General features: G+C 39.9%; 24 protein-coding genes, 2 tRNA genes and 1 other RNA gene. 7 read left to right on the forward strand and 20 right to left on the reverse strand.

The genetic code is table 11. The annotated features are described in order from the left end of the window. The 5 genes from tuf to J536_RS20595 form a co-directional block, all read right to left on the reverse strand. Positions 1–1,143, reverse strand: a 1,143-nt coding sequence (gene tuf / locus J536_RS20575) for an elongation factor Tu (protein WP_050680453.1), incomplete at its 3' end; no start/stop codon positions are given. Between the two features lie 95 nt (positions 1,144–1,238). After that, the gene (gene fusA / locus J536_RS20580; RefSeq protein ID WP_002120436.1) at positions 1,239–3,377 is read right to left on the reverse strand and encodes an elongation factor G; all 2,139 of its coding nucleotides are present in this window, start codon (positions 3,375–3,377) and stop codon (positions 1,239–1,241) included. 177 nt (positions 3,378–3,554) lie between these two features. Next, positions 3,555–4,025, reverse strand: a complete 471-nt coding sequence (rpsG, locus tag J536_RS20585) for a 30S ribosomal protein S7 (protein WP_001138055.1) — start codon at positions 4,023–4,025, stop codon at positions 3,555–3,557. Positions 4,026–4,185: 160 nt separating this feature from the next. Continuing rightward, positions 4,186–4,560 carry a 30S ribosomal protein S12 gene (rpsL, locus tag J536_RS20590; RefSeq protein ID WP_002050319.1) on the reverse strand — a complete coding sequence of 125 codons (375 nt, stop codon included), beginning with the start codon at positions 4,558–4,560 and terminating at the stop codon, positions 4,186–4,188. 200 nt (positions 4,561–4,760) lie between these two features. Next, positions 4,761–6,080 carry an EcsC family protein gene (locus tag J536_RS20595; RefSeq protein WP_002120376.1) on the reverse strand — a complete coding sequence of 440 codons (1,320 nt, stop codon included), beginning with the start codon at positions 6,078–6,080 and terminating at the stop codon, positions 4,761–4,763. A gap of 300 nt (positions 6,081–6,380) precedes the next feature. On the opposite strand from J536_RS20595, the gene J536_RS20600 reads away from it, so the two are divergent. The 5 genes from J536_RS20600 (at position 6,381) to J536_RS20620 (ending at position 11,835) form a co-directional block, all read left to right on the forward strand. Further along, a complete protein-coding gene (locus J536_RS20600; RefSeq protein WP_002120440.1) occupies positions 6,381–7,610 on the forward strand; it encodes a beta-ketoacyl synthase N-terminal-like domain-containing protein in 1,230 nt (409 codons plus the stop codon). 18 nt (positions 7,611–7,628) lie between these two features. Further along, positions 7,629–8,081, forward strand: coding sequence for a protoporphyrinogen oxidase HemJ (gene hemJ, locus J536_RS20605; protein ID WP_002120291.1), 453 nt, complete (start codon positions 7,629–7,631; stop codon positions 8,079–8,081). A gap of 161 nt (positions 8,082–8,242) precedes the next feature. After that, positions 8,243–8,803, forward strand: coding sequence for a hypothetical protein (locus J536_RS20610; RefSeq protein ID WP_032056886.1), 561 nt, complete (start codon positions 8,243–8,245; stop codon positions 8,801–8,803). 385 nt (positions 8,804–9,188) lie between these two features. Further along, a complete protein-coding gene (locus J536_RS20615) occupies positions 9,189–10,814 on the forward strand; it encodes an NAD+ synthase (protein WP_032056887.1) in 1,626 nt (541 codons plus the stop codon). Beyond that, entirely contained in the window at positions 10,807–11,835 is a 1,029-nt protein-coding gene (locus J536_RS20620) for a hypothetical protein (protein WP_032056888.1), read from the forward strand. Before J536_RS20615 ends, J536_RS20620 begins: the two co-directional genes overlap by 8 nt. 43 nt (positions 11,836–11,878) lie before the next feature. On the opposite strand, the gene J536_RS20625 is transcribed toward J536_RS20620, so the two are convergent. From J536_RS20625 to J536_RS20655, 7 genes are all read right to left on the reverse strand, one after another. Next, a tRNA-Met gene (locus tag J536_RS20625) sits at positions 11,879–11,955 on the reverse strand. A 156-nt stretch (positions 11,956–12,111) separates the two neighbouring features. Beyond that, the gene (gene cntB / locus J536_RS20630) at positions 12,112–13,068 is read right to left on the reverse strand and encodes a carnitine monooxygenase, reductase subunit CntB (protein ID WP_032063818.1); all 957 of its coding nucleotides are present in this window, start codon (positions 13,066–13,068) and stop codon (positions 12,112–12,114) included. Positions 13,069–13,115: 47 nt separating this feature from the next. Continuing rightward, entirely contained in the window at positions 13,116–14,567 is a 1,452-nt protein-coding gene (locus J536_RS20635; RefSeq protein ID WP_032063819.1) for an NAD-dependent succinate-semialdehyde dehydrogenase, read from the reverse strand. Positions 14,568–14,630: 63 nt separating this feature from the next. Beyond that, on the reverse strand, positions 14,631–15,746 hold the full coding sequence (gene cntA / locus J536_RS20640) for a carnitine monooxygenase subunit alpha (protein WP_032063821.1): 1,116 nt from the start codon (positions 15,744–15,746) through the stop codon (positions 14,631–14,633). A gap of 48 nt (positions 15,747–15,794) precedes the next feature. Continuing rightward, on the reverse strand, positions 15,795–16,763 hold the full coding sequence (locus J536_RS20645) for an alpha/beta hydrolase (protein WP_032063823.1): 969 nt from the start codon (positions 16,761–16,763) through the stop codon (positions 15,795–15,797). Between the two features lie 11 nt (positions 16,764–16,774). Next, positions 16,775–18,427 (reverse strand): BCCT family carnitine transporter, encoded by a 1,653-nt coding sequence (locus J536_RS20650; protein WP_080749776.1) that lies wholly within the window; start codon positions 18,425–18,427, stop codon positions 16,775–16,777. Positions 18,428–18,447: 20 nt separating this feature from the next. Next, a complete protein-coding gene (locus J536_RS20655; protein WP_032063825.1) occupies positions 18,448–19,560 on the reverse strand; it encodes a tartrate dehydrogenase in 1,113 nt (370 codons plus the stop codon). 103 nt (positions 19,561–19,663) lie between these two features. On the opposite strand from J536_RS20655, the gene J536_RS20660 reads away from it, so the two are divergent. Then, positions 19,664–20,644: a LysR family transcriptional regulator gene (locus tag J536_RS20660; RefSeq protein ID WP_032054237.1), complete on the forward strand. Its 981-nt coding sequence runs from the start codon at positions 19,664–19,666 to the stop codon at positions 20,642–20,644. A gap of 54 nt (positions 20,645–20,698) precedes the next feature. On the opposite strand, the gene J536_RS20665 is transcribed toward J536_RS20660, so the two are convergent. From J536_RS20665 to coaD, 5 genes are all read right to left on the reverse strand, one after another. Further along, positions 20,699–21,883 (reverse strand): porin, encoded by a 1,185-nt coding sequence (locus J536_RS20665; RefSeq protein WP_032063827.1) that lies wholly within the window; start codon positions 21,881–21,883, stop codon positions 20,699–20,701. Positions 21,884–22,031: 148 nt separating this feature from the next. Next, positions 22,032–22,108, reverse strand: a tRNA-Met gene (locus tag J536_RS20670). 64 nt (positions 22,109–22,172) lie between these two features. Beyond that, an RNA gene (rnpB, locus tag J536_RS20730) (RNase P RNA component class A) lies at positions 22,173–22,528 on the reverse strand. A 27-nt stretch (positions 22,529–22,555) separates the two neighbouring features. Then, positions 22,556–22,819 carry a YfhL family 4Fe-4S dicluster ferredoxin gene (locus J536_RS0104745; protein WP_005070936.1) on the reverse strand — a complete coding sequence of 88 codons (264 nt, stop codon included), beginning with the start codon at positions 22,817–22,819 and terminating at the stop codon, positions 22,556–22,558. Between the two features lies 1 nt (position 22,820). Beyond that, entirely contained in the window at positions 22,821–23,312 is a 492-nt protein-coding gene (gene coaD, locus J536_RS20675) for a pantetheine-phosphate adenylyltransferase (RefSeq protein WP_005070938.1), read from the reverse strand. 134 nt (positions 23,313–23,446) lie between these two features. On the opposite strand from coaD, the gene smpB reads away from it, so the two are divergent. Continuing rightward, the gene (gene smpB, locus J536_RS20680; protein ID WP_002120348.1) at positions 23,447–23,923 is read left to right on the forward strand and encodes an SsrA-binding protein SmpB; all 477 of its coding nucleotides are present in this window, start codon (positions 23,447–23,449) and stop codon (positions 23,921–23,923) included. A gap of 48 nt (positions 23,924–23,971) precedes the next feature. Here the strand turns inward: smpB and J536_RS20685 are convergent, their stop codons facing one another. The 3 genes from J536_RS20685 to rluD all read right to left on the reverse strand — a co-directional run bounded on the left by J536_RS20685 (position 23,972) and on the right by rluD (position 26,512). After that, positions 23,972–24,523: a flavodoxin family protein gene (locus J536_RS20685; protein ID WP_005075275.1), complete on the reverse strand. Its 552-nt coding sequence runs from the start codon at positions 24,521–24,523 to the stop codon at positions 23,972–23,974. 188 nt (positions 24,524–24,711) lie between these two features. Beyond that, positions 24,712–25,449: a peptidoglycan editing factor PgeF gene (gene pgeF, locus J536_RS20690; RefSeq protein WP_032063828.1), complete on the reverse strand. Its 738-nt coding sequence runs from the start codon at positions 25,447–25,449 to the stop codon at positions 24,712–24,714. 10 nt (positions 25,450–25,459) lie between these two features. After that, positions 25,460–26,512, reverse strand: coding sequence for a 23S rRNA pseudouridine(1911/1915/1917) synthase RluD (rluD, locus tag J536_RS20695; RefSeq protein WP_005075271.1), 1,053 nt, complete (start codon positions 26,510–26,512; stop codon positions 25,460–25,462). Positions 26,513–26,582 lie beyond the last annotated feature (70 nt).

The following is a 26,582-nucleotide window of genomic DNA, read 5'->3' on the forward strand; positions in this document are numbered from 1 at the left end:
TTCACGGATCGCAAAACGTAGACCTGGGTCCATTGCGATTGGGTGGATTAATTCTACTGACATTTCAACATTGTCGCCTGGCATAACCATTTCAACGCCGTCTTGTAATTGGATTGCACCAGTTACGTCAGTTGTACGGAAGTAGAACTGTGGACGGTAACCATTTAAGAATGGAGTGTGACGACCACCTTCTTCTTTAGAAAGTACGTATACTTCTGCGTCGAATTTAGTGTGCGGCTTGATTGTACCTGGTTTAGCAAGTACTTGACCACGTTGTACGTCTTCACGCTTAGTACCACGAAGTAAGATACCACAGTTCTCACCTGCACGGCCTTCGTCAAGAAGTTTACGGAACATTTCTACGCCAGTTACAGTTGTTTTAACTGTATCTTTAATACCAACGATCTCTACTTCTTCACCAACTTTAACGATACCAGCTTCTACACGGCCTGTTACTACAGTACCACGACCAGAAATTGAGAATACGTCTTCGATTGGCATTAAGAATGCTTTGTCGATAGCACGTTCTGGTTCTGGGATGTAAGAGTCAAGCGCTTCAACAAGAGCAAGAACTGAAGACTCACCATATTGACCAGCATCGCCTTCCAACGCTTTAAGCGCAGAACCACGGATAACTGGAGTGTCATCACCAGGGAAGTCATAAGTAGAAAGAAGTTCACGAACTTCCATTTCTACTAATTCAAGTAATTCTTCATCATCAACAAGGTCACACTTGTTCAAGAATACGATGATGTAAGGTACACCAACCTGACGAGAAAGAAGGATGTGTTCACGAGTTTGTGGCATTGGACCGTCAGTCGCAGCACACACAAGGATCGCGCCGTCCATCTGAGCAGCACCAGTAATCATGTTTTTAACGTAATCGGCGTGGCCCGGGCAGTCAACGTGCGCGTAGTGACGAATTGGAGAATCGTATTCTACGTGTGAAGTATTAATTGTAATACCACGTGCTTTTTCTTCAGGTGCTGAGTCGATTTGTGAGTAATCTTTCGCTTCACCGCCGTAAGTTTTTGCACAAATTGTTGCAATCGCAGCAGTTAAAGTTGTTTTACCATGGTCAACGTGACCGATTGTGCCCACGTTTACGTGTGGCTTATTACGTTCAAACTTGGCTTTAGCCATGATGATCTTCCTTTATAAACTACTCATGGAGGGTCACCCCATGAGCACTTGGTTTTTAACTAAGAAATTAGTTTGGGCTTATAGTAATCGAAAGATTACTCGTCGTCACCTTTTTTACCGCCAGCTTGGAATTTAGCGATGATGCCTTCAGCCACGTTACGTGGAGTTTCAGCATATTTAGCAAATTCCATAGAGTAAGTCGCACGACCTTGAGACATAGAACGCATTTGAGTCGCGTAACCAAACATCTCAGCAAGAGGAACTTCTGCACGAATTGCTTTTGTTCCACCAGGAAGATCGTCCATACCTTGAACCATACCACGACGACGGTTTAAGTCACCCATGATATCGCCCATGTAGTCTTCTGGAGTTTCTACTTCAACTTTCATGATAGGTTCAAGAAGGATAGGATCCGCTTTCATGAAACCATCACGGAAGGCATAAGAACCTGCCATTTTGAACGATAATTCGTCAGAGTCGACGTCATGGTAAGAACCGTCGAATAATGTCGCTTTAATACCAACAACAGGGTAACCAGCCAATACACCATTCTTCATACGTTCTTGAATACCTTTGTCAACCGCGCCAAAGAATTCTTTAGGTACTACACCACCAACAACTTCTTCAACGAATTGGTATTCTTTACCAGCTTCTTCAACATCAAGCGGTTCAAGACGTACATATACGTGACCAAACTTACCTTTACCACCAGTTTGACGTACGAACTTACCTTCTTGTTCAACAGACTTTTTGATCGTTTCACGGTAAGCAACCATTGGTTTACCAATGTTAGCTTCAACACCGAATTCACGCTTCATACGGTCAACAATGATGTCAAGGTGAAGTTCACCCATACCAGCAATAATTGTTTGACCAGATTCTTCGTCTGTACGAACACGGAACGATGGATCTTCTTTAGCCAAACGACCTAAAGCGATAGACATTTTTTCTTGGTCTGCTTTAGTTTTTGGTTCAACAGCCAATGAAATTACTGGCTCTGGGAATTCCATACGCTCAAGAGTAATGATGTTTTTCTCATCACATAATGTATCACCAGTTGTAACGTCTTTAAGACCTACACACGCTGCGATATCACCTGCACGGATTTCATCAAGATCTTGACGTTCGTTCGCATGCATTTGCACGATACGACCGATACGTTCACGCTTAGCTTTAACTGGGTTATAAACCGGATCACCTTGTTTAAGAACACCAGAGTAAACACGTACGAATGTTAAGTTACCTACGAATTTGTCGTTCATGATTTTGAACGCAAGCGCAGAGAACGGAGCTTCGTCAGATGCTTCACGAGACGCTTTAGTTTCGTCTTTGTCGTCAAGGATACCTTCGATCGCTTTAACTTCTGTAGGTGATGGTAAGAATTCAATTACAGCATCCAACATACGTTGAACACCTTTGTTCTTGAACGCAGAACCACAAAGCATTACTTGAATTTCAGAAGCTAATGTACGAGCACGTAAACCAGCGATGATGTCTTCTTTAGAAAGATCACCTTCTTCTAGGTACTTGTCCATTAATTCTTCAGAAGCTTCAGCCGCAGCTTCAACCATTTTTGTACGCCATTCGTTAGACGTATCAACTAGGTCAGCTGGGATATCAGCATATTCAAACTTCATACCTTGAGATGCTTCATCCCAGATAATCGCTTTCATTTCGATAAGGTCAACAACACCCTGGAATGTATCTTCAGCACCAATTGGCACAACGATAGGAACAGGATTACCACCTAAACGAGTTTTAACTTGCTCAACAGCACGGAAGAAGTTTGCACCAGTACGGTCCATCTTGTTCACGAATGCTAAACGAGGCACTTTATATTTGTTCGCTTGACGCCATACAGTTTCAGACTGAGGTTGTACACCACCTACAGCACAGTAAACCATGCACGCACCGTCAAGAACACGCATAGAACGTTCAACTTCGATTGTGAAGTCTACGTGTCCCGGGGTGTCAATTACGTTGATACGGTGTTGTTCGAATTGGTTACCCATACCAGACCAGAAACAAGTCGTAGCAGCAGAGGTAATTGTAATACCACGCTCTTGCTCTTGTTCCATCCAGTCCATTGTTGCTGCACCGTCGTGTACTTCACCAATTTTGTGAGATACACCTGTGTAGAACAAAATACGTTCAGTTGTAGTTGTTTTACCTGCGTCAATGTGCGCAGAAATACCGATGTTACGGTAACGAGTAATTGGAGTTTGGCGAGCCATGATGTCTACATTCCTAAATGTTATATTTAAAACAGGACGCACCAATTAAATTGATGCGCGCGAATATCCAAACAGGCAACTTAAATACCTGCAAAGCCCCCACTTTGATAGAGAGCAATGTTGAATCGAGCTGCTGTACGCATGAATATTCTCCTGAATAAGGCCTGTTTTATCCGCTTAGAAACGGTAGTGAGAGAAGGCTTTGTTAGCTTCAGCCATACGGTGCACATCTTCACGTTTTTTGATTGCTGCACCTTTACCTTCAGCTGCATCAAGCAACTCACCAGCAAGACGTAAAGCCATCGTTTTTTCAGAACGCTTAGCAGCAGCATCTACTAACCAACGCATAGCTAAGGCAGTACGACGGGATGGGCGTACTTCCATAGGTACTTGATAAGTAGCACCACCAACACGGCGTGCTTTTACTTCAACCATAGGACGAACTTTTTCAAGAGTAGTCTCGAAAAATTCAACTGGGTCTACTTTGTTTTTTTCTTGAACGCGTTCTAAAGCACCGTAAACGATACTTTCTGCAATAGATTTTTTACCATCTTGCATTACGTGGTTCATGAATTTAGCGATTGTTTGGCTGCTAAATTTTGGATCTGGAAGGATCTCACGAGCAGCGACTACGCGACGTCTTGGCATTTTAATACACCTAATAATATGACACTTCAGGATGATCCAGCAGTTTGTACAAGTGTCATGTACACGACGCTGGCCTTACTATACGTCGCTTGAATTACAAATCTATGAAGAATTCAAACAAGCGAAACGCTAAAGGGCTTATTCGACTAGTTTCCTAGAATTACTTCTTAGGACGCTTAGTACCGTATTTAGAACGTGATTGATTACGATCTTTAACACCAGCACAGTCTAATGAACCACGAACGGTATGGTAACGTACACCCGGTAAGTCTTTAACACGACCACCACGGATAAGAACAACACTGTGCTCTTGTAAGTTATGACCTTCACCACCGATGTAGCTAGATACTTCAAAACCTGAAGTTAAGCGAACACGGCAAACCTTACGCATAGCTGAGTTAGGTTTTTTAGGTGTAGTTGTATAAACACGTGTACAAACACCACGACGTTGTGGACAAGCCTTCAACGCAGGAACTTTGGATTTTTCAACCAAAGTCGTACGACCCTTACGGATCAACTGATTCGTTGTTGCCATATGGCAATTCTCCCGTTATTAAAAAACCTTAAAAAGAAAATACCTCTTTTTAAGGGCACATAATTGTAAGCCAAGATGCAAAAATGGTCAACACGGCAATACTTACCAAATGTTGACCATATCAATGTTTGACAGCACGATTTACAAATTTAAATAGAGGTTATTTTTACTTTTTAAACCTTCACTTTGTAAGCGTATTGTTAAGAGTATTTTTTATCTTCCAATATCTCGTCATCATCCTCTGGAGTTAGAGCAGGCTTTTGTTCAGTATGCTCATGTTCTGTCACATGTTTATCAGCAAGTTTTTCTAAGCCCTTATGAACATTTTCCTGAACTTTCTCTTCACTTTTTTCGCTTTCTGTAGGTTTTAACACAATAGATACTTTCGAGATTACCTCGTGATTTTCTACTTTATGATGATGAGCAGCATGAATATTGCCATCTTCGCCTACATTTAAAAGTCTTGGGCTTGCTTTTTGAATGAGTGTAACCGCAGCATAATAAGCCTGTAGTGGAGATAAATGCTCACTTGGATGTTCGTTTAAATAATGTCTTGCAGCTCCAAAAATTGCCTGAGCTTTATGTCCTACATCTTCTTGTAATTTCCAGCTATATACTGCACTTAAAACAGCGCCTGCAACTGGGGTAAACTTACCAAAAGCTGAAAGTTTAGGAATACGATTTAACCATTCCCATTTAAACTCCCCTTCTTCATCTGTTAACCAGTTCTTTAAAGTATCTATATCTGTGGTTGAACCTAATACTTGCTGAAATTGATGAATATCTTGAGTTTCCAACATATTCCGCAATGTTTTTAAAGCCAACAAGAGAGTTTGTTTCTCTGCAATCAGGCTAATGTCAACTTCTTTAAAAATAAACTCAACAACATCTTGGTCTGCCACCTCTAGCAAATCAAAGCCATGTGATCTTCCTGTCTGGTAAATAGTTCTTAAAACTAAAACCAATGAAACTGGAATATCTACAGCTGCACCGACCACGCCTGATACACCTGTAATTGCACCTTGTACAGTCGCAATGAGCTTGTTTTGTTCTATAAGCGCCTGACTTAGACGTTGAGAACGACCTGTATCTTTAGTTAATTCAAATAAATCTTTAGCACCCGCTTCTTCTAGGATTTTTTCAGTTAAGGTACTTTTTGAACTAAAGTCATTTAACCAATTAAATAAGTGGCCTGAGATTTTTTCATCCCAATCTGGCGAAAGAAATGTAGCGACACCATTTACTTTTTTAAAATGTCGACCAAATACCTGACGTGTGACTTTTGGTAAATGTTCTCTTAGCATTTGTTGAGGACTTTCATATTGCTCAACTTCAAATGGGCTTTTTGTTCTCGATCTACCTTCAACAGTTTTTCCAGTTGGGATTGGTTCAATTACCTTACTGACGTCACCTGATTGGTTCTGTTGCAAGATACTCAATCCTGTAGAACTGAGCTTTTTAGCCACTCCGAAGACCTGAGAAAACAAATTGTCAGATTGATTATTATTAAATTTTGTCATCAAGTACCTCGATTTTTTAATTTATCTAATTAGAGATAAATACTAGGTGGAATGTGGATTTATCTCAACTTGAATGTGTGTATTTTAGTTAACCCTAAATGCAACATACTATGTATTTAGTTATTTTTTTTAAATGTAAAATTGTCATAAAGATTTGCCATAAGAAATAAAAATCCTTTCTGCTATCATGTTAACAACGAAAAACATGAGTCCCGTTTTCTTACAGCTATATTCTCCTATTCATTTTAATAGCTGTTGAACACGATAGACTCTTAAATATCACCATAAAGGGACCTGTAGATGAAACGTGTTGTAATCACTGGTATGGGTATTAACTCATGTATCGGTAACTCTTTAGAAGCAGTTACTCATTCACTTCAAAATGGAATCTCCGGGACACGTTTTAACCCAACTTATGCTGAACTCAATTTTAAAAGTCATGTCAGCGCTGCTGCAGAACAAGACTTTGATAATATCGACCGTAAATTAAAACGCTTCATGGGCGTATGTGCGATGTATGCATACAACGCTGCTGTAGCTGCAGTTGAACATGCAGGCCTTACTCCTGAACAACTTGCTGGTAATCCACGTTATGGTATTGCAGGTGGTTCAGGTGGTGGCTCAACTGCTTCTGTTGTTGAAATGACAGAATTATTAGAGACTAAAGGCGCACGTAAAGTGGGTCCATTCTTTGTACCACGTAACATGTCAAACACCATTACTGCAAACGTAGGTGTTGCATTTAAGCTACAAGGTATTTCACATACTATTACAAGTGCTTGCGCAACTTCTGCAGATGCAATTGGTTATGCGTACAACTTAATTCAACTTGGCAAACAAGACCTTATGCTTGCTGGTGGCGGTGAAGAAGATCACTGGTCTCAAAGTTTATTGTTTGATGCAATGGGCGCACTTTGCTCGAAATATAACGACTCTCCAGAAACAGCATCTCGCCCCTATTCAGCAGACCGTGACGGCTTCGTTATTGCTGGCGGTGGCGGTTTTGTAGTACTTGAATCACTTGAGCACGCGCAAGCACGTGGTGCGAACATTTTAGCTGAAGTAGTAGGTTATGCTGCGAACAGTGATGGCGCGGACATGGTTGCTCCAAGTGGTGAAGGTGCTACACGTTGTGTATTAATGGCACTTGAAGAAGCTAAGCAACATGGCGTAGAGAAAATTGACTATGTAAATACACATGGTACTTCTACTCCAGCCGGTGACATTACAGAACTTAAAGCAATGGAACGTGCATTTGGTGAAGGTAACGTACCTCCTCTTAGCTCAACCAAATCTATGACAGGTCATAGCTTGGGTGCGGCTGGTGTACAGGAGGCTATTTACTCTGTGCTAATGATGCAAAATGACTTTATTGCACCAAACATCAACGTGACTGAACTTGATGAAGGCGCAAAACCTTTCGATATCGTACTTGAAAAACGTGATGCAAAATTGAATACTGTAATGAGTAACAGTTTTGGCTTTGGCGGTGTTAACGCTTGCCTTATTTTCAAGAAGTGGGATGCATAATCCCACCTAGGATTATCGATGGATGCACCTTCTGATGCTTTTTTGTGGGTAAAAGCATTACATATTATTGCCGTGGTTTGCTGGTTCGCTGCTTTGTTCTACTTACCACGTCTATATGTTTATCATGCTATGAGTGAAGATGCTGCAAGTCATCAACGCTTTGAGGTAATGGAACGCAAGTTGTATCGTGGAATTATGTGGCCTTCAATGATTGCTACATTAATTACCGCGCATTTCCTTGTAGAGTGGGGTGATGCAACTCGACATTACCATCAAGCCACATGGTTTTACCTCAAAGTTGGATTAGTGGCTTTATTAGTGATTTATCATTTGGTATGTGGCTATTATCGTAAAAAGCTCATCGGAAATGCTCACTATAAATCACATAAGTTCTGGCGATTCTTTAATGAAATGCCAACCTTAATTTTATTTGCTGTTGTGATTTTAGTTGTTGTAAAGCCTCAGTTTTAACTGGGGCTTTTGCTTTTCTTATCCAAGAATTCTTTTATTCATCCTAATAAAATGCACAATCTATTCAAACAATTATATTTTTCAAAACAGAACTATAAAATTAATCAATTCCCTACCTCTTTATTTAGCAATACCTAATCTATACTATGCTAAAGAAATAGATGAACTCATTTAATGGCAAAGCTATGCTAACTTTTAATGCCTTTAAACGCTTAATCCATAATCAATTGATTCTTCTTACACTTTTTATTTTCCGTCACTTAAAAAACTACCCGATTAGGTATTTGACTGCTCAAGAAAAATTATTAGCTCAAATGGTCTTCGGCGATCTGCTCGATTGTGAACAACCTAAAATTATTGCTACTCGCTATCTCCCTTGGCAGTCTTGCGGTATTTTTATGGCGCCAAATGGTAATATCTATGTCAATCCTTCTGATTACAGCGAAAATTATGCTCTAGAGTCTAAGTTTATGCAGGGTATTTTTATCCATGAACTCACACACGTCATGCAATATCAAAAAGGTATTCATGTTCTACTTAAAGGTGCCTTACTACAATCAGCCTATTACCTCAGCCTTAAAAGTTACAACCCCTACAAATATACCTACCACCCTGACAAGGCATTTAGTACTTATAATATTGAACAGCAAGGCGAAATTGCCCGTGACATTTGCACAGGAAAAATCCCGAATATTATCTGTTCACCTCAGCTTCATTTGTAACTAAATAATCCATGTTTCTTTAAACGTAACATTTTTTGCCTGATGTAAATGAGAATTCTTATAAATCAGAAATACTTATCTAAACTATAAAATTACGCTTATTCAATTCAAATTATTGAAAAAAATAGAACAGCCTTATTCCAAATTAGCTTGTGATAAGGCAGTATACAAACAATAAAAATAATGAAGCGTGTTTCTATTCTACACAGAAAATCTCGTTATTTTTACGCAGAAAATATGGGATTGGTATATATTATTGATCTTGACATTTTTGTTTACTATTTTAATTGTTTACTATCGTATCATACACATCGTTGAAAAATTATATCCATAAAAATCAACACTATGTGTATCTATATTCGTTATGATCTAGGATTAGGTTTGAATGAAAAGTTTTAAAGTTGCCCTTGCTCAGTTTTCTCCGCATATTGGCAATATTGACTCAAACACCCAAAAGATGATTGAGCAAGTAAATCAGGCGAAAAAACAAGACGCTGACCTGATTATTTTTCCCGAACTTTCTGTTATTGGTTATCCAGCTGAAGACTTATTGTTACGTCCAAATTTAAATAAACGTATGCAAAAGGCTTTTGCGCAACTTGCCGAAGTTAAAGATATTGTTATGGTTTTCGGATTTGTAAACCAGACAGAAGATGGTCAACGTTATAATTCTGCTGCTGTCATGAAAGACGGTCAGGTTTTGGGTGTTTTTAACAAACACAATTTACCAAACTATGGCGTCTTTGATGAAAAACGCTATTTCCAAAAAGGCCATCAGCACTTAGTTTTTGAATATCTTGGGCATAAGTTTGGTGTATTAATCTGTGAAGATATCTGGTCAATTAATACTGTAAAACAGTTAAGCCAATTAAATGTTGATACTGCTCTTGTACTCAACTCATCACCATATGAAGTCGGCAAACCACAACACCGTATACAGACCTTAAGTGAACTTGCAAAACAACTTCATCTAAATATTGTTTATGTTAACCAAGTAGGCGGACAAGACGATCTAATTTTTGATGGCACAAGTTTTGTTAGCAATCAAAATGGTGAAATTGCCTTACAAGCACCGAGCTTTAAAGAAGACATTTATATTGCTGAATTTGACCGCGATACAAAGTTATATAAAGTCACTGAGTCTGCTCCTGCTTTAGAAACCTTTGCAGAGATCTATCAAGGTTTAGTCATGGCAACTCGTGACTATGTAGAGCGCTCAGGTTTCCCAGGTGTGATTTTGGGTCTTTCTGGCGGTATTGACTCTGCCCTTACGCTTGCAATTGCTGTTGATGCAATTGGTGCAGAAAAAGTACAAGCCGTGATGATGCCTTATACCTATACCTCTCAAATTAGTGTAGAGGATGCGGCTGAACAAGCTCGCCGTATGGGTGTGACTTTCGGTATTGCTGAAATTCACTCAATCGTAAATAGCTTCATGCAAACCTTGTATCCTTTCTTTGGTAATTCACCAGCTGACGCAACTGAGGAAAATTTACAAGCGCGTGCTCGTGGCACATTACTTATGGGCTTATCAAACAAGTTTGGTAACTTAGTCCTTTCTACAGGGAATAAATCTGAACTTTCAGTAGGCTACTGTACGCTTTATGGCGATATGGTTGGTGGCTTTGCGGTTCTAAAAGATGTTTATAAAACTATCGTATTTGAATTAGCAAAATACCGTAACAGCTTAAGCGAAACTCCTGTTATTCCTGAGCGTGTGATTACCCGCCCACCTTCAGCAGAACTTCGTCCGGATCAAAAAGACCAAGACTCTTTACCAGCTTATGATGTATTGGATGCTATCCTTTACGCATACATTGAAGAAGATTTAGGTCAGGCCGATATTATTGCCAAAGGTTTTGATAAAGAAGTTGTTGAAAAAGTCATCCGTTTAGTTGATCGTAATGAATACAAACGTCGTCAAGGTGCGATTGGCCCGAGAATTACCTCTCGTGCATTTAGTCGCGAACGACGTTATCCGATTGTCAACGGTTGGACAGCGAATGACTGAGCAGAAAAACTCATCAAAAACTACAGCACTTGCTCAAGCACTTTTGCTTGAGCAGGTGGAATTTTTCAAAAAACAATTATCTATAGAAAACTCACCTATTTATTTCCAGCAATTCATTCAGTTGTTTATGCAACATGCTGACGAAATCAAGCTTCATGAAGTTGTTGATTTAGAGCAACTACAAGCCGTTGTGAAACGCTATGCTTTTGAAATGCAGCTAGGTGCTGGTTTACTTGAGTTTATTGGGGAAATCGCGCAGCGTATTTATTTATCTGCGATGAAATCGCCAATTCAGTTACAAGATTTGGTCTCTGACCACCAATTTGAAATGTGGCTCTCCAAATTTTTGGAAATGGAACATATTCCTCATTATCTCAACCAGTTTTTAAGAACTAGCCCTTCTGTACAACAGCTTTGCCAATATATTGCAACCTCAACTCTAGAACAAAAATTACCAAAACTTCTAACTGCCTCTAGAGTGGATGACTATCATTTTGAATGGCAACATAAACTCAAAAAATTTTCCTTTTTGCAGCAGCAACGTCTTGAGCATAAACTTGAAACTTGGATTGCCAGTTTTATTCATGAGCAACTTACAGAATTAAGTCTTTTATCGAGTGAAGATTTAGAAAGTCTAGTACGTCATGTTTGGGAAGATATTAGACATAAAAAAATGTATGAATTTATGAAACAGCTCACTCCTCTCGATGTTGAAGAGTTTTTTGTTTTAATTTACGAATACTGGAAAGAATTACGCCAGTCACAATTTATGCAAGACCTGATTTTGTATGGCGTTGAAGTTTTTTATGATTTTTATAAAGACCAAAGTTTATTTGAAGTATTAAGTGAGATTGGGTTAACCGAAAGCGACTTACAAACCGAAGCTTTACGTTTTTATCCGAAGGTTATGGATGCCTTTAATGAACACGGTATTTTAGAACCATTACTTCAAGCGCTTTTAGCTCCTTTTTATCAAAGCTCAAAAACACTCGATATGATTGAAAAATACTTTAATGAGTAAAAAATAGATAAAAAGAAACCACGCAGGAGCGTGGTTTTTAAAATGGTGGCTATGACGAGACTTGAACTTGTGACCCCCGCATTATGAGTGCGGTGCTCTAACCAACTGAGCTACATAGCCGTAAACTGTGTGCGCATTATCTATAGTTCTGTATAGCAGGTCAATAGGTAAAAACCCTTAATGCCCATCAATTGAACAAATAAGATTCAGATCATCATTATTTGTTCTTTTTTTAGCATTTTTTTCTTTAAACAATTGATCGGCCACAGAAATATATTAAAGATCTAATACTAGTTTTTTACCTTTAGCTCTCGATACACAAATCATCATGCTCTTCTGTGAGGTCTTTTCTGCATCACTTAAGTATTGATCGAAATGCTCTGCTTCACCTTCTAAAATAGCAGTTTCACATGTACCGCATACACCTTCGCGACATAAGCATTCCACATCAATATTCAATGTTTCAATAGCTTGTAAAATCGTCTGGTTACTTTGTACTTCAATTTCCTGATTAGATTTAGCAAGTACCACCGTAAATGCTTCACCATCTTCAGGAACTGTTGAGGCAAATTGTTCCCAGTGAATGTATTCATCGCGGTAACGATGCTTGTTACAACAATCAATCACAGCATCAATCATGGGTTTCGGCCCACAAACATAGACATGTGTGCCTTTAGGTTGTGATGAAAGCAGTTCATCCAGATTTAATGAGCAACCTTCTGAGTCAACATAACTAAACACATGTTCTGCATGTTTCTGCTTTAACTCATCTAACAAGGCCGCATGTTCAGGTGAGCGATAAGCATAATGTAGTTCATACTCAGCACCACGCACTGCAAGCTCATCCATTTGAGGTAAGAATGGTGTAATGCCAATTCCACCTGCAATTAAAATATGTTTATTCCCTGTTTCAGCTAATGGAAATAAATTTTTGGGTTCTGAAATCTGGATTTCACAGCCTTCATTGCATTGATCATGCATAAAAACTGAACCGCCCTTACCTTCTACATCCTTACGAACACAGACTTGATAAGTCGATAAATCTTGCGTACAGCTCATTAGTGAATACGCATTTGAAAGTTGTTCATTCATTTTGACAATAATATGGCTTCCCCCACTAAATCGAGGAAAGTTCTGCCCATCTTGACGTTTGAACGTAAACCGTTTGATTAAAGGGGTTAGCTGTTCCACTTGAGTAACAACCGCTGGGAACATTTCATAATGATTAGCCATATTAGAATCCTTCTTTTACCGCATATTCTTGTTGTTAGGGCTTATCCTTAAAGCCCTAAACACATGTATTTAATGGTCATGAATTCTTCAAGACCATACTTTGAGCCTTCACGCCCAACACCTGATTGTTTCACACCGCCAAATGGTACAACTTCATTTGAAATTGCTGTGGCATTCATACCGACCATTCCATATTCAAGCTGTTCTGATACTCGCCATAAACGTGAGATATTTTCACTATAAACATAAGCAGCCAAACCAAAGATGGTGTCATTTGCTTGAGCAACAACATCAGCCTCATCAGTAAAGCGAATGAGGGGTGCAACTGGACCAAAAATTTCCTCTTGGACAATTTCCATCGTACGATCAACGTTAGTTAAAACAGATGGTTCATAAAAGGTTTGCCCTAAAGCATGCTGTTTGCCACCACAAGCGACCTTAGCGCCTTTACTAACTGCATCATCAATCAACTGCTGTGCTTTCAAAACAGCCTTTTCATTAATTAATGGGCCAATTTGCACGCCATCTTCAAGTCCATTACCGACTTTAAACTTTTGTACTTCTTGTACAAACTTTTCGGCAAAAGCTTGATAAATATTGTCGTGTACATAAATGCGGTTAGCACAAACACAGGTCTGGCCTGCATTACGGAACTTGGCAAAAATCGCGCCTTGTACAGCTTTATCTAAATCGGCATCGTCAAACACAATCAGAGGCGCATTACCACCTAACTCAAGCGCCAATTTTTTAATGGTGCTTGAACACTGCTGCATCAGTAGGCGTCCTACTGGAGTTGAGCCAGTAAACGTCAATTTCTTCACTTTTTCATGTGAAGTAAATACTGAGCCAATTTCTTGAGATTTACCGGTAACAACATTAATTACACCAGCTGGAATACCTGCTTTTTCTGCAAGTTTCGCAATCGCTAAAGCACAGTAAGGTGTTTCATTTGCTGGCTTAATCACTATCGTACATCCAGCTGCTAAAGCTGGTGCTGCTTTACGCGTAATCATAGCAATTGGGAAATTCCACGGCGTAATAGCAGCCACAACACCCACAGGTTCTTTACTAATAATAAAACGCTGCTGATTATTGACGGTTGGAATCACATCGCCATAAATACGCTTACCTTCTTCGGCAAACCATTGAATAAATGATGCAGCATAACGCACCTCACCTTTCGCTTCTGCCAAAGGTTTACCTTGTTCAATGGTCATGATTAAAGCAAGTTCATCGGTATGTTCGAGAACCAGTTTGTACCAAGCCAATAAAATATCTGCACGGTTTTGAGCAGTTAAAGCCTTCCAACTTTGCAAAGCTATATAAGCAGCCTCAACCGCCTGTGTCGCTTCGGCCGCTCCCATATTGGGAATTGTGCCAATTTCTTCGCCCGTTGCTGGGTTAGTCACTGGAACCGTTGCATTTGACTGTGCAGCTAGCCATTGCCCGTTAATATAGGCTTGTTGCTGAAATAATTCAGTACTTTGTAAACTCGACATATCATCTTCCTAACTGAAGAATCAGGTGTAAGTCATATCTACACCTGAATAAATCCATTTGTTTTATTTATGATGCTGCGCCACTAAATGTTGGAAGTAAGCAATACCATGCTCACTAATTCCTGAGCGTTGTTTATCCGTCATGATACGGCCTTGACCTCGATAACCACGTGATTTCAAACCACGTTGTACGCTTTCTACCAAGTTCAAATCTTCAGGACGGAATACATTGCGATACCACTCAATCAAATCTTTCTGATCTTGAGTGAGTTCTTCGTTGGTGAAATAAATATCGTAATGCTGCAAAGTCGTTTCTGCATCTACTGGAAACTCATAGATTACAGTCATGAAATTACTGCCCGGTGGTACGTTGAACATCGTGCAAGGCCAAGTCCAGAAACCATGAAATTCAGGATCAGTGACTGATGGATCAAGCTTGAACGATTTCTCTGATGAACGAGCAAAACCGTACTGTAATGTCCAGTTTTGATATGTGGTATGCCAATATTTATCAACTTGTACCGAATCGGCAAAGCCCGGATGTGCAGGCCCACAGTGGTAACATTCTAGATAGTTGTCAACAATCACTTTCCAGTTTGCTGGCGTTTCTGTCACAAAACGTGCTGCCAGTTTCAAATCTTTAATTACGCTACATGCTTGATTTAAACGCTCAGCAAATTCCGGAAGTTGGTCTTCTACACAAGTCGCATTTTCATCCATATTAATGAAAACAAATCCTGCATATTCCTCAACTTTTAAAGGCACCATGCTTGAATTTTCTTTATCGAAAGATTCAACGTGGTCACAGTTACGTGCCAAAGCTAAGCTACCATCTAGCTTAAAAGTCCAAGCATGATATGGGCAAGTAATTACATTTTTTGCTTTACCACTGCCACTTAAAAGCTCGTGACCACGATGTGGACACACATTATAAAACGCACGTAAAACACTATCTTTACCACGAATGATGACAATATTTTCACCAATTACTTTACGGGTAATGTAATCATTCGGTTGTGCCAATTCACTGCCATGTGCAACACAAATCCAGCTTTTAGCAAAGATTGATTCTTTCTCATGCTCAAAAACTTGCGATGAAGTATAGAAAACTTTAGGGAAAGTCCATGCAACATCTGGGTTTGCGCAAAAATCTTCAGGTAATTTTTCAACTGCACTCATGTTTTTACTCCATTAAATTCTTTTCGTCCAAATGACTCGATATTAAATTCATATCTTTTCGACACCGCCAAACATGCGGCGTATCGCACTCAGCATGTTTTGATATAACTGTTGAACTTCAGGACAATCACGCATGAGACGTAAACTGCCATGCAATAAACCTTTGCCTAAATGGAACTCGTTAGGGATACCTGCTTGTTCCAATTTTTGGGTAAGGAAATAACCGTCATCACTTAAAGGGTCATATTCTGCAACCGCCACAAAACTTGTAGGTATATCTGAAAAATCAGTTGCCAATAAAGGTGCTAGACGTAAATCCTGCCAATCTTGTGAATTCGGTGCATATTCCTTTAAATAAAAATGCATATCTTCGGTTGTGAGTAACGGCGCATGGGCATACTTTTGTGCGGCTGGTGTATCAAGTGCTGTAGTTAAACACGGATAAACCAAAGCCAGCCCTTGAGCTTGCATACCACTATGCTGTAGATGCACTGCAAGGGCTGCTGCTAAGTTACCGCCTGCGCTATCGCCTGCTAGAACGATATTTTCACTATCAATCTGCCAGTCAGAACCATGCTCTTTAAGCCATTGATAAACTGCTAAACAATCTTCAAAAGCTGCCGGAAAGCGATGCTCTGGTGCCATGCGGTAATCCACACCAATGACAACTGCATTTAAGTCCTGACATAAATAACTGGTAATAAACTCATGTGAATCGAGGCCACCCACCATCCAACCGCCACCATGTAAATACAATACACATGGCCAACCAGCTTCAGGTCGTTTAGTTTTTGGTGAATAGATGCGAACAGGCACTGAATGCTCTGCATTTGCAACAACTCTATCTTCTACTTCGATCTTGCCATCACGAGGCAAAGTATAGTGTCGACACATTGCGTCATATGCTGCACGAACTGAGTCAATATCTGCATCTGCTGGTGAATAAATGCTGCTCCAGTACACAAGACTTTGCATTTCTTCACTTAAGGCATAAGTGGTCTGTTCACATGTAGTCATTACCGTTCCCTCTAGCTGGTTTTTCTGTCCAGTTTGATTGAGCTTGCAAGCTCAAGCTGCATCCGTTTTGCATGTTCATCTTGAGTCTGGTTTAAACCAATTTCCGCATCATCATAACCTTGTTGCTCAATTAAATGTGATGGGACTTTGGCATAATCCTGAATCAACCATTTCACCAAACCATAGGTTTGAATCAGAATAATCACAATGAATGGTAAAGCCGTCACAATAGTTGCTGTTTTCATTGTGTCTAAAGGTGCCTTACTAAAGATCATGGCAATCGGAACCAAAGTCAGCATGACACACCAGAACAGACGGGCATTTGGCGATGGATCTTGCCCTTCACTTAAACCGCGTGTACATGTTGCTGAAACCGCATACCCAACTGCATCCATATGTGCTGCCAAGAACACCACCATAATGCCGAGGAAAATCCACATCATCAGCTTTCCAGCAGGTAATAGGCTGAGCAATTGACCAATTGCAACCTCACCACCCTGTTGGCTTAAGATTTGCGGTACATTTACAGCCCCATGAATAAAGCTATAAACACTGTAGTTTTCAAACACACCAAAGATGAACCAAAGACCAACACTGCCACCAATCACCATGGCAAAGATCACTTCTTTAATAGTACGGCCTTTAGAAACACGTGTTACAAACAGTGCCACACCCGGTGCATATGAAATCCACCATAACCAGTAGAAAACAGTCCATTCACGAGTAAACTTGCCATCGCCCATTGGGTCGGTAAACAGACTCATATCAACAAAGTTGGTTGCCATTAACCCGAAACTCATTAATGAGTTATTCAAAATGAATTGAGTTGGACCAAAGCACAGTACATAAATCGCAAATAACACCACGCCTAAACACACCATGTGACTTAAACGTTGCATGCCTTTATCCATACCCACATACGAACTGAGTGCGAACAGAACTGAAACACCCAAAATAATGATGACCTTAGTCATAAAAGTATTTGGGATACCTGTGAGCTGCGACAAAATATTGGTAAATGTCACAGCAGTGAGTACCAATGAAATCGTCAATGCACCAAACATGCAAAGCAAGAACATAAGGTCAACTAAACGTCCAACCACGCCGGTTGATTTAAAGCCTGTCACAGCCTCAATCACTGAAGCTAAACTTAAACCTTTGTTTTTTCTCACATGGTAGCTGTAGCACAAAGAAATTGATGCCAAAGCATAAATTGCCCATGCACTTAAACCTGAGTGAAAAAACGAGTAAGCCACGCTATATTTCAATGCTTCTGCTGACTCAGGCGGTAAGCTCAAACCAGGTGTTTGATAATAGTAAGCCCAGTCCAAAAAGCCCCAGTACAGTGTAGAGGACCCAATACCCGACAAGATGAACATAAAAATCCATGACATCGTGGTGTATTGAGGCTTTCCTTCACCGAGTTTAATTTTGCCGTATTTACTAAAAGCTAGACCAAAAGTAAAAATAATAGCTAAAAAAGCAAACAGTAATACTGGGGTGGTAAATACCGATGTCGTCCACTGCATCCATGTTGCAGCGATCTTGATCGACTCTTGCGAATAAATCGCCAAACCAGCAACTGAAATAAATACAAACAGTAAACTGGTTACGGCAAGAACTTTATCCGTATAAATTTTTGTGTTTTGATTATCCATATCCATACATCCATTTTTGGATGGCGTTAGTCCATAGCGAACACGTCCATTTTAATTTGGGCTACACACGATGCAATTGCATCTCCTACCTCATAAGTTTTTGCCTGACCGCCGATATCGGCTGTTTTTGGCCCATTAATTAATACATTCTCAATCGCCTGCATAATGTCCTGACCTGCTTGAATGCAACGCTCGTCTTCTTCACCAAAGAACTCGAACATCATGGCACCCGACCAAATCGCAGCGATTGGATTGGCAATTTGTTTACCGTAAATATCTGGTGCTGAACCATGTACAGGTTCAAACAATGATGGAAATTTTCTCTCAGGGTTTAAATTTGCCGAAGCAGCTAAACCAATAGTTCCTGTACATGCCGGGCCTAAATCGGAAAGAATATCGCCAAATAAATTTGATGCTACGACCACATCAAAACGTTCAGGTTGTAAAACAAAACGAGCCGCTAAAATATCAACGTGCTGTTTATCAGCTTGAATTTGTGGATATTGTTTTGCCATTGCGTCAACGCGCTCATCCCAATACGGCATGCTAACTGCAATACCATTTGATTTGGTCGCTGCGGTAATTTTTTTCGCATCACGCTGATTTGCAAACTCAAATGCATAACGCAAAATGCGATCTACACCATGACGTGTAAATACAGCTTCTTGTAAAACAAACTCTCGATCTGTTCCTTCAAAAGCCTTACCACCAATGGCTGAGTATTCTCCTTCACTGTTTTCACGGACCACGTAGAAGTCGATATCGCCCGGTTTTTTACCTACTAGGGGACATTTAACACCCGGCATTAAGCGCACTGGACGTAAATTCACATATTGGTCAAAACCGCGACGGAACTGGAGCAGCGAACCCCATAGTGAAATATGGTCAGGTACTTTATCTGGCCAGCCTACAGCGCCAAAATAAATTGCATCGTAGCCCTGCAAAGTTTCAAACCAGTCATCTGGCATCATTTTGCCGTGCTCAAGGTAGTAATCGCAGCTTGCCCAATCGAAAGCATCTAACTGAAGCTCAATACCATGCTTCTCTGCTGCTGCCTTTACAACCTTAATGCCTTCTGGTAGAACTTCTAAACCAATGCCATCGCCTGCAATCGTGGCAACTTTATATCTTTTTGCCATAAGCTTCCTTCACACCTTCGACTAATATCCTTGTATGGCTTAAACATGATGTTTTAAGCAAAAATGATCAACAACAGAACTATCACTCCAATGGACACGGATCGTGAACAATCTACCTAACCTATCGGATTTAAAGGTTTTTTGCACAGTCGCCAAACTAAAAAGTTTTGTCGAATCTGCTGAGGAACTCGGGACATCGCCAGCTTTTATTAGCAAGCGAATTAATATTTTAGAAAACACGTTAAGCTGCAAACTTTTTCATCGCAGTACACGTCATGTTAGCCTGACGGAAGATGGCAAACTCATCCTTGAGAGAGTTTCAAATATTCTTGAAGAATTTGATGAAGTTTGTGAGCTGGTCAATAACCCGCTCAGTACGCCTACAGGCCGTATGGATATTATTAGTAGCTTTGGTTTTGGCAGAAAGCATATTGCACCAATTCTGTCTAAATTAATGATGCTTTATCCAAAGCTCCAAATTCATTTTGACACCATCGACAATACCAAAGACCTGATTCAACACAGTATTGATTTGGACATTAGAATTGGTAATGAAATCGCACCGAATATGATTGCGAAGAAGCTGGCGTCTAACTTTCGAATTTTGTGCGCTTCACCGAGTTATTTACTTAAACACGGTGTACCAGACAGCATTGAGGATTTGCAAACACATGATTGTTTGACGATTAGTGAGCGTGATCAATCGTCTGTGCTATGGAAATTTAGGCATGCTTCTGAAGATGTCTCAGTGCATATCAAACCACGTTTTGTTTCGAATAACGGCGAAATTATTCATCAACTTGCCATAGAAGGCCACGGGATTATTTTCCGATCAATTTGGGATGTTGCAGATGAATTAATTACAGGTCAACTCCAACACATTTTGCCTGAGTACTGGCAAGATGCGGATATTTGGGCGGTTTATCCATCACGGCTTAAAAGTTCCTCCAAGCTGCAAACCTGTATTTTGTTTATTCAAAACGAATTGCTCAATCGTTTACAGCATGTTCAAAACCTAAACCGAGGACAACTCATTTCTCCGGCAGTTAAACGAGAACCACCGCCTGAAAAAGTCTTTCTATGAAAAAAAGCCCTAAGTGAGGTCTATTCACTTAGGGCAATAAATCGCTTTTAAATTTTAAAAATAATATCCGATTGAAAGATAAAATAATTTATCCCAATCATTACTGCTACCTTGTGCAAGGCCATCAGCCCCACCACCAACCATTGGATCATTTTTACTCATAATGTATTCACCCTGAATACCAATGGCTTTGTAATTAAAATAAACCCCTGCAATTAAGCGTTCAGAGTCTTTATATCCATCCTCATCTTTGAAAAAGCGGCTATGAGAGATATAAGGTTTAATATTTTCAAGTTTGTGGAATGGCTGAGCAAAGGTATAGTTAATTTCATTGACCAGATATTTGCCTTTGTTAGCGACTTGATACGGGTAATCAAATGCTCCAATGGTTGAGCTATTTGGCAATAAATTATCGCCATTAGTGACATCTTGCTTACCTGCTAAGAACATCCATTGCCATGTTTGATATTGCGTTTGAGCAAATACATTCAATGATTTGCGGTGTCCATCTTCATCTGTTCTTTTATTTTCTAAATCAGAATACCAGACTGAACCTCCTAACTCGGTCGAAAATTTTTGAGCTTTATCAAGCTCAAATTTTCTAGAGGCCCGCGCAATCCACATATTTTTTTCTTCAATATTGGTTCCTGTAGTTAAATCATCAGCTTCAACGAAATTACCGCTGTATCTACTTGAGTCTTTTGACGTTCCCTTATAGTTTCCTCCATCAGTTGGATAGAAACCTAAGGTCAAATTGTATTGATCATCTGTAAATTTATATTTGATACCCAAATTATCGATGTCTTCTAAACCAACTGTATTTAAAAGTGTTTCGTAATAACTACTTCCCCAAAATTCGCCAAAACCAAAATCAACGGGTTGTAAACCTGCCGTGATTCTCTGCTGATCAGATAATTTATAACCTACCCAAGCTTTCTTTAGAAAAATCGCATCACACAAGCGATCATATTGATAACAACGAGCATCCGCACCTGCAATCCAATCTGGATTTTCATAACCTAGCACTAATTTAATATCAGTTAATCGCCAGTCATCATTTTGAGAACCTTCATTTGCATCAACCACATAATCTTTATGCAAATAACGAGAACGTACTGCGCCAGAAACTTTAAACTGTCCCGAATCCAAAGTTGGATCTCCCCAACTCAAATCAGCAGCAGAAGCCTCTACTCCCGCCGTTAAACTTAAAATTCCTAAAAATAATAATGACCTTTTCATGTCTTCAACATCCTTGTTAAGTGTTATAAGAACATGAAGAAATTGATCTAGACAAACAATGCCATAACTATAAAGTCGGTCTTTACAAACTGTGTTTAATCAAAAAATGAGCATAAAAAAAGACCACGCAGGAGCGTGGTCTATAAAATGGTGGCTATGACGAGACTTGAACTTGTGACCCCCGCATTATGAGTGCGGTGCTCTAACCAACTGAGCTACATAGCCGAAAACTGTGCGCGCATTATCTTAACTTCTTTAACGCACGTCAAGAAAAATTTTAAATAAAATGAGGTGAAGTGAGCCTATAAGCCGGGTTCTGTCGAGGATGGCCATTCCTCTAGGCGTACAATCACTCATACGCTCAAGCGACCTACCCGAATCCAGTACGGGCCGTACCTCAGGATTCCTATTTGGTCTTGCTTCTGGTGGGGTTTACCATGCCGTGAACTGTTACCAGACACGCGGTGCGCTCTTACCGCACCCTTTCACCCTTACCTCACGAATGAGGCGGTCTACTCTCTGCTGCACTTTCCGTCGGCTTTCACCGCCCAGGCGTTACCTGGCACCCTGCCCTATGAAGCCCGGACTTTCCTCCCCTGCTTCAGTCACGAAGACCTCCACAGCAGCGACCATCCAGCTCACTTCAGGGGCGCATATTAACAAATTTATTTACTAATTGCTTGTGCTTTTTTGAGCAATTAATTTTTTATATTTGTCGAATAGCTCATCTTCCGTCTCCACATGCTGCGGATCTTTAGGAATACAGTCCACTGGACAAAATAACTGACATTGCGGCTGGTCATGATGACCAACGCATTCAGTGCATAAATCTGGATGAATTTCATAAATCACTTCACCCATGAAAATAGCTTCATTTGGGCAAACTGGTTCACAAACATCACAGTTTATGCATTCATCGGTGATATATAACGACACTTTACCAACCTTGTTGATGTTTACGTTCAAAGGCCTCAACCACAGCTTGCGGAACAAACTTGGTTACATCCCCTTTTAAACGAGCAATTTCCCGAATTAATGTCGAAGAAATAAATGAATACTGCTCAGATGGTGTTAAAAATACTGCTTCAAAATGTGGGTCAAGTTGACGGTTCATATTGGCAAGTTGAAATTCATATTCAAAATCAGAAACTGCTCTTAAACCACGAAGTACTGCTGTTGCCTTTTGCTCTTTGAAAAAATTAACTAGTAAACCATCAAAGCCTACAAATTCAACATTTGATAAATGGCTGAGTGATGTTTGGGCCAGTTCAACTCTCTCTTCTAGACTGAACAAAGGGTTTTTATGATGTCCAATTGCAATTGCTACTACAACCTCATCAAACATTCTTGATGCTCTAGTAACTAAATCAACGTGTCCATTCGTGATGGGGTCAAATGTTCCAGGATAAATTACACGCGTTTTAGACATCCGCTAGTACTCTAATTGTATTGTGAACCTATTTTAGCAAAAGTTATACATCAGGCGAAATATTGACGTGCAGGAAAAACTTCACCTTAGCATCAGTTTACGGCACAATAGGGGCAATTGTGGAAGTTTGAATTATGGCGAAAGCGACAGTAGTGAAAAAACATAATGGTGGAACCATCGCACAAAACAAACGTGCCCGCCATGATTATTTTATCGAAGAAAAATTTGAAGCTGGTATGTCTTTACTCGGCTGGGAAGTAAAGTCTTTACGTGCTGGTCGCATGAGTTTGACAGAAAGTTATGTCATTTTTAAGAATGGTGAAGCGTTTTTATTTGGTGCACAAATTCAACCGCTCCTTTCAGCATCTACTCATGTGGTACCTGAAGCTACACGTACACGTAAATTATTATTATCACGCCGAGAACTAGAAAAGCTAACAGGTTCAGTTAACCAAAAAGGTTACTCATGTGTTCCTTTAGCATGTTACTGGAAAGGTCACTTGGTTAAACTTGAAATCGCGCTTGTGAAAGGTAAACAACTTCACGACAAACGTGCGACTGAAAAAGATCGCGATTGGCAGCGTGATAAAGCTCGTATATTTCATAAGTAATTAAATAAAAAGCCTCTTTTTAGAGGCTTTTTTATATCGCGGAATTTATTAATTTAATCTATATAAGAGTCCAGCAATATATTCGCCAAACCATTTTGCAGTATCTAAATCGCCTTGTGGAGGAGTAATTTCAACAGGTGCATTATCTGACTGTGTCATTAAACCTAAACAACTCGATAATCGGTTTAAATCTTTTTCACTATGCCCAGTCGTCATTAAAGGTAAACCTGACCAAAGCATGCCATGTTGCATCGCAAAAATATTTAATTGTTGTAATACCGCTAATTTATCGCCGCTTAGACCACCTGAGTTTGCAAAGCCAGCTGCAAGCTTGCCTTGCCACAAACGCTCTTTCCAACGTTTAGAAGTACTGTCCATAAACTTTTTAAAGTCAGCGGTCATACTCCCCATATAGGTAGGCGAACCAAAAATAATACCGTGCGATGCATCAAGTGCATCCCAATCAATATGTTCAATATTCATTAAATGTACTTTTACACCCATCACCTCTGCCCCAGCAGCAATAGCGGAAGCTACCTTCGCGGTATGACCATATGGACTGTGGTAGACAATAGAGAGATGTTTTTCAGGCAAAGACATAAGATTAAAATTTTGAGCGATTTTTTCTATTTTATCATTTTATTAACGCTTGCTAAACCTTCATCTATAAATATGAAATATAAGGCTTTCACTACCGCATACGATTGAAATATTTTCAAATTAAATAAAAAACTCTCTTATTTTAGTGAATATAAAGTAAGAGAGTCATTTAAGGCGGTTATCAAAACTTACATAAAAACAAACGTAGCCATACGTCCTGTCTTCGCATCACGACGATAAGAAAAATACTCATCACCCTGTTGATAAGAACATTGATCTCCACCTAAGACTTGTTGCACACCTAGACTTTGCAAAATAAAACGTGCAATGGCATATAAGTCTGCATGAAATTTATTTGGAGCCACGCCCTCAACAAAAGCTGTTTCCAACTCTGGATATTTATCACAAAAAGCAGTTTTTACTTCGGCCCCAATTTCAAAACAAGGTTGACTGATTGCAGCTCCTAACCACGCCCAAGTCGGAGGATTTTGCATAGCCGTAACTGTATTTTCAATAATGCCACCTGCTAAACCACGCCACCCCGCATGCAAATTAGCAACTTCACTGCCTTCGGCATTTCCCAACACGATAGGTAAGCAATCAGCCGTCATCATCATTAAAGCATGACCTTTTGTTTGGGTGACCAAACCATCGCCAATTAAAGCTTTAAAGGGAATTTGTTCATTTACGGTATGGCAAATCGTACTATGCGTTTGGGTCATCCATGTCATTTTTTTAACACCAAATTCCGCAAACTCATCTAACAATATCATTCGATGCTGTTGAACACGTTGTGCCTCATCTTTGACATGTAAAGCCAAATTAAAGCCAGATAATTCAAGTCGATCCGTTGGTAATGCCAAAGGATGTTGAACACGTGTCTGCCCTACAAATACACCTTGAGGTAAACCTTGAACAAATTCCATATGCACGTCCTTAATATGCAGCGTTTTCTGAACGTAACACATTCACTAAATGTGTGAAATCTTCAGGCCACGGCGCTTCAAATAGCATTTCTTCACCAGTACGAGGGTGTTTTAAGCCCAATTTCGCTGCGTGCAATGCCTGACGTTTAAAACCACGTAAAGTTTCAATGAGCAATTCAGATGCACCAGCTGGCACACGTACACGGTTCATATAAACCTGATCGCCAATCAAACCGTAACCAATATAACTAAAATGCACACGGATCTGATGTGTTCGTCCTGTTTCAAGACGAGCTTGTACACGGGTAAAATCTTTAAAACGTTCTTTTACATTGTAGTGAGTTACTGCATCTCGTCCACCCGGTAAAATTGCCATTTTCACACGGTCAACTGGGTGGCGTTTGATTGGTTCATCAATCGTACCGCCAGCAATAATATTTCCATAAACAACCAAATCATATACACGGTAAACCGTTTTATTTGCCAACTGTTTACTTAAAGAAAATTGAGCTTCTAGGCTTTTAGCGACAACCAGTAAACCGCTGGTATCTTTATCAATACGGTGTACTAAACCAGCGCGCGAAAGTTCTGCCAATTTTGGGAAATGGTAAAGCAAAGCATTCACTAAAGTTCCAGAACTATTGCCTGCTCCTGGATGTACCACCATGCCTACTGGCTTATTAATGACTAAAATATCATCGTCTTCATAGACAATATTAAGTGGAATATTTTCAGGTTGACTCGTCGTCTGGGCTTCGAGCTCTACTTCAAGCGTAAGTAGCTCTGTTCCTTCACAACGGTGCTTAGGCTTGACAATGTTACCATTCACCAACAGATGGCCATCCTTCAACCATTGCTTAAGCTTTTCACGCGAAAACTCGCTCCACACCAAAGCTGCTACCTGATCGATACGTTGTCCCAGATAGGTTTCATCTAGCTGAACTTGCAACGATAAACGTGTTGCAGTTGTATCAGAAGTATGGTTATCTGCATCCTCAGAATCTTCAAGTAAATTGAAGTCGGTTTCAGAGAAGTTTGTGTTTGAAGATTGTGCTGAAGTCATTTGATCATTGAGATAAAAGTGGTTTAATAGCGCAATTGTAGCTCATTGCCCAACATAACAGAGGAGTTTT

This window comes from Acinetobacter sp. 809848 (assembly GCF_000581275.1).
Lineage (GTDB): Bacteria > Pseudomonadota > Gammaproteobacteria > Pseudomonadales > Moraxellaceae > Acinetobacter > Acinetobacter pittii.

What these genes read in the sequence shown, in the direction of transcription:
- J536_RS20655 (WP_032063825.1), bottom strand. Translation starts at nt 19,560, where the DNA reads ATGGCAAAAAGATATAAAGTTGCCACGATTGCAGGCGATGGCATTGGT.
- rpsL (WP_002050319.1), bottom strand. Translation starts at nt 4,560, where the DNA reads ATGGCAACAACGAATCAGTTGATCCGTAAGGGTCGTACGACTTTGGTT.
- fusA (WP_002120436.1), bottom strand. Translation starts at nt 3,377, where the DNA reads ATGGCTCGCCAAACTCCAATTACTCGTTACCGTAACATCGGTATTTCT.
- J536_RS20610 (WP_032056886.1), top strand. Translation starts at nt 8,243, where the DNA reads ATGAACTCATTTAATGGCAAAGCTATGCTAACTTTTAATGCCTTTAAA.
- smpB (WP_002120348.1), top strand. Translation starts at nt 23,447, where the DNA reads ATGGCGAAAGCGACAGTAGTGAAAAAACATAATGGTGGAACCATCGCA.
- cntA (WP_032063821.1), bottom strand. Translation starts at nt 15,746, where the DNA reads ATGAGTGCAGTTGAAAAATTACCTGAAGATTTTTGCGCAAACCCAGAT.
- J536_RS20595 (WP_002120376.1), bottom strand. Translation starts at nt 6,080, where the DNA reads ATGACAAAATTTAATAATAATCAATCTGACAATTTGTTTTCTCAGGTC.
- J536_RS20600 (WP_002120440.1), top strand. Translation starts at nt 6,381, where the DNA reads ATGAAACGTGTTGTAATCACTGGTATGGGTATTAACTCATGTATCGGT.
- J536_RS20635 (WP_032063819.1), bottom strand. Translation starts at nt 14,567, where the DNA reads ATGTCGAGTTTACAAAGTACTGAATTATTTCAGCAACAAGCCTATATT.
- J536_RS20685 (WP_005075275.1), bottom strand. Translation starts at nt 24,523, where the DNA reads ATGTCTTTGCCTGAAAAACATCTCTCTATTGTCTACCACAGTCCATAT.
- pgeF (WP_032063828.1), bottom strand. Translation starts at nt 25,449, where the DNA reads ATGGAATTTGTTCAAGGTTTACCTCAAGGTGTATTTGTAGGGCAGACA.
- J536_RS20665 (WP_032063827.1), bottom strand. Translation starts at nt 21,883, where the DNA reads ATGAAAAGGTCATTATTATTTTTAGGAATTTTAAGTTTAACGGCGGGA.
- hemJ (WP_002120291.1), top strand. Translation starts at nt 7,629, where the DNA reads ATGGATGCACCTTCTGATGCTTTTTTGTGGGTAAAAGCATTACATATT.
- J536_RS20615 (WP_032056887.1), top strand. Translation starts at nt 9,189, where the DNA reads ATGAAAAGTTTTAAAGTTGCCCTTGCTCAGTTTTCTCCGCATATTGGC.
- cntB (WP_032063818.1), bottom strand. Translation starts at nt 13,068, where the DNA reads ATGGCTAATCATTATGAAATGTTCCCAGCGGTTGTTACTCAAGTGGAA.
- J536_RS20650 (WP_080749776.1), bottom strand. Translation starts at nt 18,427, where the DNA reads ATGGATATGGATAATCAAAACACAAAAATTTATACGGATAAAGTTCTT.
- J536_RS20620 (WP_032056888.1), top strand. Translation starts at nt 10,807, where the DNA reads ATGACTGAGCAGAAAAACTCATCAAAAACTACAGCACTTGCTCAAGCA.
- J536_RS20645 (WP_032063823.1), bottom strand. Translation starts at nt 16,763, where the DNA reads ATGACTACATGTGAACAGACCACTTATGCCTTAAGTGAAGAAATGCAA.
- rpsG (WP_001138055.1), bottom strand. Translation starts at nt 4,025, where the DNA reads ATGCCAAGACGTCGCGTAGTCGCTGCTCGTGAGATCCTTCCAGATCCA.
- coaD (WP_005070938.1), bottom strand. Translation starts at nt 23,312, where the DNA reads ATGTCTAAAACGCGTGTAATTTATCCTGGAACATTTGACCCCATCACG.
- rluD (WP_005075271.1), bottom strand. Translation starts at nt 26,512, where the DNA reads ATGACTTCAGCACAATCTTCAAACACAAACTTCTCTGAAACCGACTTC.